This window comes from Nocardioides marmorisolisilvae (genome assembly GCF_031656915.1).
In the GTDB taxonomy this organism is placed as follows: Bacteria; Actinomycetota; Actinomycetes; order Propionibacteriales; family Nocardioidaceae; genus Marmoricola; species Marmoricola terrisoli.
On the sequence record NZ_CP134227.1, the window covers coordinates 2899564 to 2912365 of the forward strand.

The following is a 12802-nucleotide window of genomic DNA, read 5'->3' on the forward strand; positions in this document are numbered from 1 at the left end:
CCGGGCGCGCTGGACAGGGGATCCGGCCTCAGATGAAGTCGGCGAGCTCCTTGAGCAGGACCGACTTGGGGCGGGCGCCGACGATCTGCTTGACGACCTCGCCGTTCTGGTAGATGTTCAGCGCCGGGATCCCGGTGACGCGGTACTGCGAGGGCGTGACCGGGTTCTCGTCGACATTCATCTTCACGAACGTGACCTTGTCGCCGTGCTCGGCGGCGATCTCGTCCAGGATCGGGGAGACCTGGCGGCAGGGACCGCACCACTCGGCCCAGAAGTCGACCAGCACCGGCTTGTCGGACTTCAGCACCTCGGCCTCGAACGTGTCGTCGGTGACTGCCTTGAGATCAGCCATGAATGTCGCTCCTCGGGTCGGACGGGTGGACGAGGCCTGCTGCCTCGTGGAACCTCTTGCACTCATTGAACACCGCGGTGCCGACGATTCTTCCCGGCAGAGGACGCGGGCCAACGATGGGTCGAGCCGACGACGTCAGACAACCGCTGCCTCGGAGGTCTCCGCGGGGACCGGCTCGGGCGTCTGCGCCGTGGTGTGCTCCAAGGTGGCCAGGTAGCGCTCCGCGTCGAGCGCGGCCGAGCAACCGGAGCCGGCCGCGGTGACCGCCTGGCGGTAGGTGTGGTCGACCAGGTCACCGCAGGCGAACACACCGGGCTGGTTGGTCAGCGTGGTGCGGCCCTGGACCAGCACGTAGCCCGCGTCGTCGAGGTCGACCTGGCCACCGAGCAGCTCCGAGCGCGGATCGTGGCCGATCGCGATGAACAGGCCGGTGGCGTCGAGCTCACGGGTCTCACCGGTCACGGTGTCGCGGAGTGTCAGTCCGGTCAGCTTGTCCTCGCCGTTGATCTCGGCGACCTCGGAGTTCCAGGCGACGTCGATCTTCGGGTCGGCCAGGGCGCGCTCCTGCATGATCTTGGAGCCGCGCAGGGCGTCGCGGCGATGGATCAAGGTGACCTTGGACCCGAAGCGGGACAGGAAAGTCGCCTCCTCCAACGCCGAGTCGCCGCCGCCGACGACGGCGATGTGCTGCTCGCGGAAGAAGAACCCGTCGCAGGTGGCGCACCAGCTCACGCCGTGCCCGGAGAGCCGGTCCTCTCCGGCCAGGCCGAGCTTGCGGTAGCCCGAGCCCATGGCCAGGATCACCGCACGGGCGTGGTACGTCGTGTCCGCGGTCCGGACCACCTTGACGTCGCCGGTGAGGTCGACCTCGACCGCGTCGTCGGCGATCAGCTCGGCGCCGAACCGCTCGGCCTGGGCGCGCATCTCGTCCATCAGCGCAGGACCCTGGATGCCGTCACGGAAGCCGGGGTAGTTCTCCACCTCGGTGGTGTTCATCAGCGCGCCGCCGGCGGTGACCGCGCCCTCGAGCACGAGGGGCTCGAGGCTCGCGCGCGCGGCGTACACCGCGGCGGTGTAGCCGGCCGGCCCGGAGCCGATGATGATCACGTTGCGGGTGTTCGCGTCCGACATGCTGCCTGCTCTCGACGGGTGGTCGACCGGTCCGGCCGACAGTGGGCTCAACCGATCCTACGGGCCAGAGATTCCCGCCGGATCGGCCCGGTCAGCGGGCCAGCGTGGTGCGGGCCAGCACCGCGCCGTCGTCGCAGGAGTATGCCCTGGCCAGCCTGGGTCGAGCCCTGACGGGGTCGACGACGAGCGTGGCTCGCACCCCGTCGAGCAGGATCGGCCGGACGTCCTCCCGGGGCCCGACTGCCGGGGACGGAGCGGTGCAGGTCCGCACGGCCTGCGCTGCGCGATCGTCCAGATTCCCCGCACGCCCCGAGTGCCGCGGCTCGCGCGCCCGTGAGTCGCCTGTCGGGGCGGGTGTCGCCGCGGAGAACGTCGACAGGCCGTTGTCGAGGCCGAGCAGCGAGCGCACCTGCTCGCCGAACGCCGCCGTGGTGAGCGCCGGGAGCGTGCCGGCGAGCATGGGGGTGTGCCGATCCGGCTGCTTGGTGGACGCCGGAGCCCGCAGCAGCGAGCCGGAGGGCGAAGGCAGGATCACCCGGCCGCCGGCGGGTGCCGAGCTGGTGGCGGCGCCTGAGTCGGAGGTGGCGGCTGCGGAGCCCGAATGGCCGGCCTGGCCACGCTGGGCGATCGCGATGCCGCCGCCGATCGCCACCACCGCGGCTGCCGCGACCAGGCCGCCGAGCACCCGGCGCCGCAGGGGTACGACGGTGCCCCGTCCGGTGCCCCCTCGCGTGGTCCGCTCGGTGGCCGGTTCGGTGGCCGATGGGGTGTGCTGCGCGCCGGCGCTGCTGCGACCCGCAGCAAGCCCGGCCAGTACGTCGTCCATCCGGGCGGCGACGTCGGCCGGCATCGGCTCGTCGGTCCGGGCGTCGGCGAGCAGAGCACGCACCCGGGCGTCGTCCTCGGACAACGGGTCGTTCGGACGATCGGTCATGGCTGCTCACCTCCTCGCTGATGGGACGCGCCGTCGAGCAGGCCGGTTCCCCTCAGCAGCTCGGCCAGCCGGGTCCGGCCCCGGGCACACCTGCTCTTGACGGTACCGACCGGGCAGTCGAGCATCTGCGCGACCTCGGCGACCGGGTAGCCCTCCATGTCGACCAGCACGAGTGCGGCGCGCTGCTCCGGCGCCAGCTGCTCGAGCGCGCCCAGCACGGTGCGTCGGCGTTCGGCGGCGACCGCACCGGCCTCGGGCTCGGTGTCCCCGGCGGTCGCGGCGAGCACCGCCCCCCGGGCGGCGAGGTCGTCGAGGTCGTCGGGCAGTGGGTCGGCGCGGCGTACCTTGTTGCGCCGGAGCCGGTCCAGTGCGGCGTTGACCACGATGCGGTGCAGCCACGTCGTGACGGCCGAGTCGCCGCGGAAGCCGTCGCTGCGGGTGAACGCGGAGACGAGCGCGTCCTGGAGGGCGTCCGCGGCATCCTCGGGGTTCCCAGTGGTCCGCAACGCGACCGCCCACAGCCGGTCGCGGTGCCGGGTGAACAGCACGCCGAACGCCTGCTCGTCGCCGTCGCGATGGGCGGCGAGCAGGTCGGCGTCGGACCGCTCGTCGCGCGGGACGGTCACGACAAGACCGTGACCTGGTCGATCTCGCCGCGGAAGCCATGGCCGTACGGCGGCAGCCTCGTCAGCCAGACCACGACGAACCGGGTCTTCACCGGCGAGCCCGGTCGCAGCGTCGTCTCGCGCTGGTCGGCGGTGACCGAGGCGACCTTGCGCAGCCCGGTAAGCGATGTCGGGGGAGTGTCCGAGCCCGTCGATGCGGCGTACAGGTCGACCGAGGTGGGGGAACCGCGCAGGGTCAGCCGGACCGATCCCACCGAGCGGTCGGTGCCGAAGTCGAGCAGCAGTCCGACGCCCGACTTCAGCCCGCCGAGTGCGGCAGTGGCGTAGGTCATCGTGGTCCAGCCGGTGTTGCCCCGGTCGTCGATCGCGAGCGGCACCTCCTGGGGGTTCTCCGACGGGTCCGGCTTCCCCTTGGCGTTGCGGCCCTCGGGGTCGAAGTCGTGGACGGCCACGGGTGTGAGCACCTGGTCCGTGGGTCGGGCGGACCCCGACGGCGTCGGGTGCGTGCTGGCGCTGGGCGTGTGGTGGTCGTGCCCCAGCTCGAAGGCGAGCACCATCGCCACCAGCAGCACCACCACGCCCGCTGCGATCAGCATCGTGCGCAGTGGGTGCCGGCCGTCGGTGGGGACCGCGGTGTCGTCGGCCGGCGGAGCGGACCCGGTGTCGTCGCCGAAGAGCCAGGCGGACGAGCCCCGGTCGGCGTCGGGGAGGGGGGTACGCCGCTCGGTGCCCGCGAACAGCGGCCGGTCGGGATGCTCTTCGTACGGCGGCAGCGAGGGCTGGGTGTCGAGCAGGGCCGGCGGTCCGGGCTCGTCGGGCCGGCCGGTCGGCCGCTCGTCGGGACGCTCGGGCCCGAACGGAGCGGGCAGCTGGTCGCGCCGGATCGCGACCGTCGGCTCGGTGTGCATGCTCTGCACGTCGAGCGGGGCCGACGCGAGCGGGTCGCCGACCTGGTCCTCGAGCGCGGCGAGGAGCTCGTGCGCCGACTCGATCGGCAGCGCGTGACTCTGCGCCTCCTTGCGCAGCACCCGGGAGCAGATCGCGTCGAGCATCCGGGGCACGCCGGCGCGGACCTGTCGGGGCCGCAGGGGTCCGCCGTGGTCCGTCGGCGCCCGGGGGACCGCGCTGGGTGAGATCCCGGGCCAGCGAGCGGTGAGGGCGGCGTACAGCAACGACGCGAGGTCGACCACGTCGGCCTGGCGTCCGTCCAGGTCGCCGTACCCGCGCTCGCGGACGCAGGGCTCGGCAGTGGCCGGCCCCTCGACGGCGGCGGTGACCACGAAGCCGATCAGCTTGACCGCGCCGGCCTCGGTGACCAGCACGCTCTCGGGGGTCAGCCGGCCGTGGCTGACCCCGGCGGCGTGCGCGGCCGCGATCGACTCGGCGACCTCGCGGACCAGCCAGGCGGCCCGGCTCGCCGGCAGCGGGCCCTGCTGCAGCATCACGTCCAGCGAGGTGCCCCAGCCCCACTCGTTGACCACCCAGGTGACCTCGTCGCCGGCGTCGCAGTCGAGCACCCGGAGCAGATGGGTCTCGCTGACCGTCGCGGAGTCACGGGCTGCGGCCATCAGCCGTTCGGCGCGCGGGTCGTCGCCGGCCACGGTGTGGATCGCCACGCTCCGCCCCAAGACGGTGTCGACACCTCGCCAGAAGCGTGCCCCGTCCGTCTCCGAGAGGAGGTCGTCGAGGCGGTAGCGGCCGCCGAGCAGGACGCCCGGACCGATCGCGTCAGTGGTCACGTCCCTCCCGCCGGCTGCTGTGCCATCCGTGCTCGGCTCCCGTTCGGAGCCTGCGTGGCCAATCGTAGGGCGGACCGCGCCGTCATCGGCGCAGCCTGCCGACAACGGTGCGGGTCAGGCCGTCCAGCTCACTGATCCGCATCAGCCGCGCCAGGACCAGCACCACGACGACGTCCACCCCGCCGGTCACCGCGAGCCGGAGCAGCACCTCCGGCTTGCCCACCCCGGAAAGCACCTGGTGCAGGCCGTGCATGACCAGCCAGGCCACCACGGTGGCCACGCCCGTGGCGATCGCCAGCCGCACCAGGAACCGGAGGACGCGGCTGCCATCGATGCCGCCCAGGCGCCGGGAGAGCTGGGTCAGCGAGAGGGTCGCGCCGACCAGGTACGACGCCGAGTAGGCGATCACCAGCCGAGGCGCGATCTCCCGGTCCGGTGCGCCGTGGGTGAGCCACAGCGCGACCACGATGTTTGTGAGCGCCACGGCACACTGGATGTGGAAGACCCTCCGGGTCTCCTCCAGCGCGTAGAACGAGCGCAGCGACAGGTAGTGCACGGTGTAGAAGACGACCCCGAGGGCGAACAGCGACAGGGTCGGCGCGAACCGCCCCGACGTCGACGACGACGCGCCCCAGCCGTAGACCAGCCCCGAGAGATCGGTGGCCACCACCGGTACGACGGCCATCAGCGGGAGCACGATCGACAAGGTGGTGCGCAGCGTGGCGCTGGACTCCCGACCCAGGGCGCGCAGGTCGCCGGCCGCGGCGAAACGCGACAGCTGCGGCAGCACCGCGGTGGCCAGCGACACCGTGATGATCGAGTGCGGCACCATCACCAGCAAGAAGGCGTAGGAGTAGATGGTGTAGCCGGTGCCCTGGGTGCCGCCGCCCCCGCAGGCCGCGCCGGCGGCCTGGGCAGTGCCGCTCGAGGCCAGCCGGACGACGATCGCGTAGGCGATCTGGTTGACCACCACGAACAGCACCGTCCACACCCCGAGCCGCAAGGTGTGCCCGAGGCCGCTGTTCCGGAAGTCGAACCGCGGCCGGAAGTGGAAGCCCGCGGCGCGCAGGTAGGGGATCAGCACCAGCAGCTGGGCGGCGATGCCCACGGTCGAGCCGAGGCCGAGCAGGGCCTCCTGGCCACCGCCGTACCCGCCCGTCGCGTTGCGCGGGGCGGCGCCGAAGACGCCGAGGTACGTCGCGAGCACCGCGACCGCCACCACGTTGTTGACGATGGGCGCCCACATCATCGGGCCGAAGCTGCCGCGGGCGTTGAGCACCTGCCCGACCAGCACGAACATCCCGTAGAAGAACACCTGGGGCAGGCACCAGCGGGCGAACGCGAACACGGACTCGCGCTGGTCGGTGCACACGCTGGTGAAGTAGGAGCCGTCCAGGAACAGGTGCATGAGCAGGGGTGCCAGCACCACCAGCACCGCGGAGGCGCCGGCCAGGAACAGCCCGGCGAGGGTGATCACCCTGTTGGTGTAGGCCTCGCCGCCGTCGGCGTCGGTCTTCTGGGCACGCACCAGCTGCGGGACGAGGACGGCGTTGAACACCCCGCCGGCCAGCAGGATGTAGAGCATGTTCGGCACCGTGTTGGCGATGTTGAACACGTCGCCGTGCAGCCCGTTGCCGATCGCGGCCATCAGCATGCCGTTGCGGACGAACCCGCTGAGCCGGGAGACCACCGTCCCCGACGCCATCACCGCGCTGGAGCCGAGGACCGAGCCGCCGTCGCCGCCCCGGGGCCGCAGCCGTGCCCTGACCGGCCCCCTCATCCGGCGGCCTTCCTCTCGCGCAGCCGGCGGCGGACCTGACGCAGCACCATCACCACCAGCAGGGCCAGACCGGCTCCCATGATCACCCAGAAGACCATGCCCACCTGGCTGGTGCGCAGGTTGAACACCAGTGCGGTGCCGACCTTCTGGCCCGCGGTCGTGATCGGCGTGAGCGCGACCTCGTGCACCCCGATCGCGCGGGCGTGGGCCACCAGTCGGACCGTGGTCCGCTGACCGGCGGCGAGCTGGATCGCGTGCGGAGCCTCGATGGTGATGTCCGGGTTGCCCGTCCGGGCACGGACGGTGACCTTGATGGGTACGTCGAGCCCGTTGAGCATCGAGACGGTCAGCACACCGGACTCGCCCGAGAGCGTGACGAACTGGGTACCGATCAGTCGGACCCCGGCCAGCAGGATCCGCAGCGCGTCGGCGAGCTCGGTGGCCTCGAGCCTCGCCGCGATCGGATCCGCGCGGGCGTCGTAGGACACCGCGGCCAGCGCGGCGCCGGTGACGCGATCCGTCACCGAGCGGTGCGCGCCAGCGTCGGAGTCGGGCTGCGGCCCGCCCACGTCGACGAGCTGGCCGAGCACCGACCCGAGGTGGGCCAGCTGGCGCGCTGACCGGGCGTTCGTCAGTGGGATCTCGTCCTGGACCGCGTCGTGCGGCCAGCTCAGCGTGGGCCGGCGCACCGGCTCGCCGGCCGGCAGCGACTGCAGCTGCAGCCAACTCGGGTCGAGCCCCGCGTAGAACGCCGGGTAGGCGCTGGGGTCGTCGGGGTTCCAGTTCGCCGGGAGCGAGACGATCAGGGTCCGCGACGTGCGCTGCAGCGACTCGATCGCGGCGTCGGAGGCGATCCGCTGTCGCAGCGACAGCGAGTCCAGCTGCGGTGCTGGCAGCGGCCCACCCGCGGAGGTGCGGGCGTCGGTGGAGACGAACCGGCGGCCACCGCTGGACACGACCGGCCGGCGGACGTCCTGGCCGTGGTCGGAGAGCAGCACGGTCACACCGGCCGCCAGGTGCCGGACCACGGCCGGGTCGAGGTAGCCATCGATCGGCGCGACCGCGGGAGTCGCCGGGATGCCTCGTGTCCTGAACGCTGCAGTGGACAGGGCCCGGGCCTGCTTGAGCAGCCCCACGTGGTGGTGGTCCCCGAGCGCGGAAACGTCGGGGTCGCCGTACGGCAGGGCGAGGGTGGTGCCGTTCCGCATCAGCGTGGTCATCGAGCGCAGCCAGGTGCGGGCGTTCGCCCGGTCCTGGTCGGTGAGCTCGGGTGCCGCGGCGCCGTTGGCACCGGAGGTGCTGCTCGACGGAGAGGGCGACGGCGAGGATCGCTGGCCGGGCTTCGCCGCCCCGATCCCCAGGGGCGGATTGCCGTCGACGATGTCCTGGGCGGCGTCGAGCACGGCAGGATCGACCAGCCAGGTCAGCGTGTTGCCGGAGGCCGCCTGCCCGAAGGCCGCGATCCGGCCCAGTCGTCCGGAGGGGGAGAAGGACTGGGCGAGGTCCTGCACGTCGCGCAGGGTGCCGTCGTCGGCTCGCCGTACCGGAGCTCGGATCGGCAGCACCATCGCGACGGACGCCTGGGCCTTGTGCGGCAGCAGCGGGATGAACGTGCGCGCGCGCCCGTCGGCGATCCCGTCACGCCCCGCGGGACTCTCGCCCAGCACGTGCACGCCGAGCCAGTAGACGCCCGGCGCCCCGGAGATCTGCAACTGGCTGCGCGGCACCTTCAGGTGGAACGTCGTGCTCGCGCCCGGCACGAGGTTGCCGACCGGGACGCCGAGCGGCAGCAGCCGCTGGCCGAAGTCGGTGGAGTTGGGGTCGGTGAGCGCGGCCGCCTCGACGGCGGCACGGTCGGTCATCGGGGAGGGCGAGGTAAGCGGATAGACGTTGAGCCGCTTCCAGGTCACCGAGGAGTCGTTGCGGATGACCCCGTCGATCGTGATCCGGCCGTGCCGGGGGATGACCGCGGGGTTCAGCGAGGTGATCCGGACCGTCAACGCGGGGTCGTCGTCGCCGGCTGCGGCCGCCGGGCCGGTCGCGAACGGCGCCAGCAGCGCTGTCAGCAGCCCGAGCAGCCCCAGCAGCGCGATCAAAGGCCGGGCTCGGGTCACGGGGCCAAGGCTAAGGGTCGGGCCCGGATAGAGTGGTCTCCCGTGTCCGAGCCGCCGTTGTTGATGACCGAAGTCCAGGACCGGGTCGCCCGTGAGCTCGCTCGGCTGGCACCGGTGGTCGACCCACTCGGCGCCCGGTTCGCCGACGCCGGGGAGCAGATCGCGCTGGTCGGCGGCCCCGTTCGCGACGCGATGCTCGGGCGTGACCTCTACGACCTGGACTTCACCACCTCTGCCCCGCCGGAGCGCACCGAGCAGCTGCTCAGCGGGTGGGCGGACGCGGTGTGGGACATCGGCCGGGCGTTCGGGACGATCGGCGCCCGCCGGGGCGACTGGCAGATCGAGATCACCACCTTCCGCACCGAGGCCTACGACCCGTCCAGCCGCAAGCCGGCGGTGCAGTACGGCGACAGCCTGGCCGGCGATCTCCGGCGCCGCGACTTCACCGTGAACGCGATGGCGATCCTGCTGCCCGGACATGAGTTCGAGGACCCCTACGGCGGCGTGGTCGACCTGGCCCACCGCCTGCTGCGGACCCCCGGTCGTGCGGAGGACTCGTTCTCCGACGACCCCCTGCGGATGATGCGGGCCGCCCGGTTCGCCGCCCAGCTCGGCTTCGAGGTCGACCCCGACGTCGTCCGCGCGATGACGGAGATGGCCGAGCGGATCACGATCGTCTCGGCCGAACGGGTCCGCGACGAGCTCGTCAAGCTGATCTGCGCGCCGTACCCGCGGGCCGGCCTGACCCTGATGGTGGACACCGGGCTGGCGGCGTACGTGCTGCCCGAGCTGCCCGCGCTGGCGCTCGAGCGTGACGAGCACCACCGGCACAAGGACGTCTACGAGCACACCCTGACCGTGCTCGAGCAGGCGATCGACCAGGAGGACCGGCTTGGCGGCGGGCCCGACTTCGTGTCCCGGTTCGCCGCGCTGATGCACGACGTCGGCAAGCCGAGGACGCGCCGGTTCGTCGGCGACGGCACCGTCACCTTCCACCACCACGACGTCGTCGGCGCCAAGCTGACCCGCAAGCGGATGCAGGCGCTGCGATTCTCCGGCGACGAGATCGACGCGGTGGCCAAGCTGGTCGAGCTGCATCTGCGCTTCCACGGGTACGGCTCGGGTGAGTGGACCGACTCCGCCGTACGCCGGTATGTGCGCGACGCCGGGGACCAGCTCGAGCGGCTGCACATCCTGACCCGGGCCGACTGCACCACCCGCAGCCAGCGCAAGGCCGACCGGCTGCGCCGTACCTACGACGACCTCGAGGCGAGGATCGCCCGGCTCGGCGAGGAGGAGGAGCTGGCCTCGATCCGCCCCGACCTCGACGGCAACGAGATCATGGAGGTCCTCGGCATCCCGCCCGGCCGGGAGGTCGGAGAGGCCTACCGCTTCCTGCTCGAGCTGCGCCTCGACCACGGCCCGATGTCCCCCGACCGGGCCCGCGCCGCCCTCCTCGACTGGTGGCGCAGCACCCACCCCTGATCCCACCCCTGACCCCCCCGAGTGGTCCCACATGACGCGCGAGTGGTCGGAAATGACGCGCGAGTGGTCCCAGATGACGCGCGATTGGTCCCACATGGTGCGCCAGATGTGACGACTCGGTCGTCATACGGGACGCTTCGACGGATATTTGTGACGTCTCGGCGAGGAAGAGGAGGCCAGGAATGGGCAACAGGAACGACGTACCGGAGCTGAGTGAGAGCGTGGAGATCGCGGCGCCGCCGGCGACCGTGTGGGGGCTGGTGCGCGACCCGCGGAACATGACCAGGTGGAGCCCGCAGACGAGCAGGTCGTTCCTGCGTACGCCGGGTGAGATCCGCGAGGGATCTCGCTTCCTCAACATCAACCGCAAGGGCGTGCTGGTCTGGCCGACCCGCTCGAAGGTGGTCCGGTTCGTCCCCGAGCAGGAGATCGCCTGGCGGGTCAAGGACAACTACGCGATCTGAGCCTGCGACTCGAGCCCGCCGACGTCGGGGGTACGACGGGCACCCGGCTGGTGCAGACCCGCGAGACCCCGCAGGGCATCTCGAACGTGTCCGCGAGGCTGACCGACACGGTGATGGGCGGGCAGGACAGGTTCACCCGCGACCTCCGTGCCGGGATGGCCCAGACCTTGGAGCGGATCAGGGCCGAGGCCGAGGGCTGAGCTCGTCGCCAGGCTCGGCGATCAGAGGCGCGGGGCGTCTGCGCGACCTTCCGCGCGGTCACCATCCGTGCGAACATATGTTCGATGAACGGTGCTGCGACGATCCTGCACGCCGACCTCGACTCGTTCTATGCCTCGGTGGAGCAGCGCGACGACCCGGGGCTGCGCGGACGGCCGGTCCTGGTCGGTGCCGGCGTCGTGCTCGCCGCCAGCTACGAGGCGAAGGCGCGGGGGGTGCACACGCCGATGCCCTGCCGGGAGGCTCTCGAGCTGTGCCCCGATGCGGTGGTCGTCTCGCCCCGGATGTCGGCGTACCTCGAGGCGAGCCGGGCGGTCTTCGCGGTCTTCGACGACACCACTCCGCTGGTCGACCCGGTGTCGGTCGACGAGGCGTTCCTCGAGGTCGGTGGACTGCGCCGGATCGCCGGTGACCCCGTCGAGATCGGCCGCCGGCTGCGCTCCGACGTACGCCGGCGGGTCGGCCTGCCCATCACGGTCGGCATCGCCCGAACCAAGTTCCTGGCCAAGGTCGCCAGTGGGGTGGGCAAGCCGGACGGACTCCTCCTCGTCGAGCCCGATCGGGAGCGGCAGTTCCTCGACCCGCTGCCGGTGGGGCGGCTGTGGGGCGTCGGCCCGGTGACCGAGGCCGCCCTGCTCCGACGCGGGCTGGTGACCGTCGGTAACGTCCGTGCTCTGCCGGAGGGGGCCCTGGTGGCGATGCTGGGGCAGGCCGGCGGCAGGCACCTGCACGCGCTCGCCCACAACCGCGACCCACGACCGGTCGAGGTCGGGCGGCGGCGGCACTCGATCGGCTCCCAGTGCGCGCTGGGGACCCGGCCGCGGCCCGCCGAGGAGATCGACGCACGGCTGGCGGGTCTCGTCGACCGGGTCACCCGCAGGATGCGCACCGCCCATCGCGCCGGCCGAACGGTGACGCTGCGACTGCGCTTCGGCGACTTCACCCGGGCGACCCGCTCGCACACGCTGGCGGTTCCGACCGCGCGGACGAGCCTGGTCCTCGAGGTCGCCCGTACGTTGCTGCACCGAGAGAGCGCCCAGGTCCGGCAGCGTGGCCTGACCCTCATCGGGATCGCGGTGGGCAACCTTCAGGACGCCGTGGCCGAGCAGCCGATGCTGCCGCTGGCCCGCCGCGACGTCGACGGCCTCGACGCCGCGCTCGACGGCCTGCGTGACCGGTACGGCGCCGGCGCCGTCACCCGCGCCTCGCTGATCGGCCGTGACCAGGGGCTGACCGTGCCGCTGCTTCCCGACTGACGCCGGCGGCGAGGCATCATCACCCCGTCAGTCCAGACTCAGGTCGCCCCAGCGCAGCAGCCGTCCGCCGTCGGCGTCCAGCATCAGCACGGCGGTCTCCCCGTTGCGCAGCCGCCGCAGCCGGTCGTCGTACGGCGGGGCGACGTTGCCCGCCAGCGTGGTGAGTGCGACACAGGCGGCACTCTCGTGCGCGACCACCAGGACGGTCTCGCCGCGGTGTTGGTCGGCGATGGCGCCGAGCTGGTCGCGATAGCGGTCGACCACGTCCCGTCCTGACTCCCCGCCGGTGAAGCGAGCATCCAGGTCGCCGTCGGCCCAGCGGTCGGTGACCGCGCGGACGGCCTCGACGTCGAACGGCTTGCCGAGCAGGTCGCCGATGCCGATCTCACGGAGCTCCTTGCGTGCGACCACGCCGGTGCCCAGCCGCGAGGCGGCGAGCTCGGCTGTCTGCACTGCGCGACTGCTGTCGCTGCACCACACTCGAGAGATCCGTGCACTCGCCAGGGAATCGCCGAGCTCGAGTGCCTGCTTGCGTCCGAGCGTGGTCAAGGTGCCGCCCTCGTCGGAGAACCAGGTCTCGACGTACTCGGCGTCCGCGTGCCGCGCGACCACGAGCGTGGCCGCGCAGAAGAGGTCGCTCACTCCCTCATCGTAGGGCGGCCCGCGCCTGGCCCGAACGCGCCGACGGCGGCCGGGGCACGA

General features: G+C 72.4%; 12 protein-coding genes. 4 read left to right on the plus strand and 8 right to left on the minus strand.

The window, feature by feature from the left end; all coding sequences use genetic code 11:
• Window positions 1-28: 28 nt before the first annotated feature.
• The 7 genes from trxA to Q9R13_RS13960 all read right to left on the minus strand — a co-directional run bounded on the left by trxA (window position 29) and on the right by Q9R13_RS13960 (window position 8676).
• On the minus strand, window positions 29-352 hold the full coding sequence (trxA, locus tag Q9R13_RS13930) for a thioredoxin (RefSeq protein WP_310961772.1): 324 nt from the start codon (window positions 350-352) through the stop codon (window positions 29-31).
• A gap of 135 nt (window positions 353-487) precedes the next feature.
• Complete coding sequence (gene trxB / locus Q9R13_RS13935; protein ID WP_310961773.1) at window positions 488-1483, minus strand: thioredoxin-disulfide reductase; 996 nt, start codon at window positions 1481-1483, stop codon at window positions 488-490.
• Window positions 1484-1574: 91 nt separating this feature from the next.
• Window positions 1575-2417, minus strand: coding sequence for a hypothetical protein (locus Q9R13_RS13940; RefSeq protein WP_310961774.1), 843 nt, complete (start codon window positions 2415-2417; stop codon window positions 1575-1577).
• Complete coding sequence (gene sigM, locus Q9R13_RS13945) at window positions 2414-3043, minus strand: RNA polymerase sigma factor SigM (protein ID WP_310961775.1); 630 nt, start codon at window positions 3041-3043, stop codon at window positions 2414-2416. Before sigM ends, Q9R13_RS13940 begins: the two co-directional genes overlap by 4 nt.
• The gene (locus tag Q9R13_RS13950; RefSeq protein ID WP_310961776.1) at window positions 3040-4782 is read right to left on the minus strand and encodes a protein kinase family protein; all 1743 of its coding nucleotides are present in this window, start codon (window positions 4780-4782) and stop codon (window positions 3040-3042) included. The genes sigM and Q9R13_RS13950 overlap by 4 nt, the downstream gene beginning before the upstream one ends.
• A gap of 82 nt (window positions 4783-4864) precedes the next feature.
• A complete protein-coding gene (gene murJ, locus Q9R13_RS13955) occupies window positions 4865-6562 on the minus strand; it encodes a murein biosynthesis integral membrane protein MurJ (RefSeq protein ID WP_310961777.1) in 1698 nt (565 codons plus the stop codon).
• On the minus strand, window positions 6559-8676 hold the full coding sequence (locus tag Q9R13_RS13960) for a DUF6049 family protein (protein ID WP_310961778.1): 2118 nt from the start codon (window positions 8674-8676) through the stop codon (window positions 6559-6561). Before Q9R13_RS13960 ends, murJ begins: the two co-directional genes overlap by 4 nt.
• Window positions 8677-8739: 63 nt before the next feature.
• Between Q9R13_RS13960 and Q9R13_RS13965 the strand changes: the two genes are divergently transcribed.
• The 4 genes from Q9R13_RS13965 to dinB all read left to right on the plus strand — a co-directional run bounded on the left by Q9R13_RS13965 (window position 8740) and on the right by dinB (window position 12100).
• Window positions 8740-10161: a CCA tRNA nucleotidyltransferase gene (locus tag Q9R13_RS13965; protein ID WP_310965094.1), complete on the plus strand. Its 1422-nt coding sequence runs from the start codon at window positions 8740-8742 to the stop codon at window positions 10159-10161.
• Window positions 10162-10343: 182 nt separating this feature from the next.
• Window positions 10344-10625, plus strand: a complete 282-nt coding sequence (locus tag Q9R13_RS13970) for an SRPBCC family protein (RefSeq protein ID WP_310961779.1) — start codon at window positions 10344-10346, stop codon at window positions 10623-10625.
• Between the two features lie 50 nt (window positions 10626-10675).
• The gene (locus tag Q9R13_RS13975) at window positions 10676-10825 is read left to right on the plus strand and encodes a hypothetical protein (protein ID WP_310961780.1); all 150 of its coding nucleotides are present in this window, start codon (window positions 10676-10678) and stop codon (window positions 10823-10825) included.
• 84 nt (window positions 10826-10909) lie between these two features.
• The gene (gene dinB / locus Q9R13_RS13980) at window positions 10910-12100 is read left to right on the plus strand and encodes a DNA polymerase IV (RefSeq protein WP_310961781.1); all 1191 of its coding nucleotides are present in this window, start codon (window positions 10910-10912) and stop codon (window positions 12098-12100) included.
• 27 nt (window positions 12101-12127) lie between these two features.
• Here the strand turns inward: dinB and Q9R13_RS13985 are convergent, their stop codons facing one another.
• Window positions 12128-12742 carry a histidine phosphatase family protein gene (locus Q9R13_RS13985; RefSeq protein ID WP_310961782.1) on the minus strand — a complete coding sequence of 205 codons (615 nt, stop codon included), beginning with the start codon at window positions 12740-12742 and terminating at the stop codon, window positions 12128-12130.
• Window positions 12743-12802 lie beyond the last annotated feature (60 nt).

Coding starts and splice junctions, on each gene's coding strand:
- trxA (WP_310961772.1), bottom strand. CDS start 352: ATGGCTGATCTCAAGGCAGTCACCGACGACACGTTCGAGGCCGAGGTG.
- trxB (WP_310961773.1), bottom strand. CDS start 1,483: ATGTCGGACGCGAACACCCGCAACGTGATCATCATCGGCTCCGGGCCG.
- Q9R13_RS13940 (WP_310961774.1), bottom strand. CDS start 2,417: ATGACCGATCGTCCGAACGACCCGTTGTCCGAGGACGACGCCCGGGTG.
- murJ (WP_310961777.1), bottom strand. CDS start 6,562: ATGAGGGGGCCGGTCAGGGCACGGCTGCGGCCCCGGGGCGGCGACGGC.
- Q9R13_RS13965 (WP_310965094.1), top strand. CDS start 8,740: ATGACCGAAGTCCAGGACCGGGTCGCCCGTGAGCTCGCTCGGCTGGCA.
- Q9R13_RS13970 (WP_310961779.1), top strand. CDS start 10,344: ATGGGCAACAGGAACGACGTACCGGAGCTGAGTGAGAGCGTGGAGATC.
- dinB (WP_310961781.1), top strand. CDS start 10,910: ATGAACGGTGCTGCGACGATCCTGCACGCCGACCTCGACTCGTTCTAT.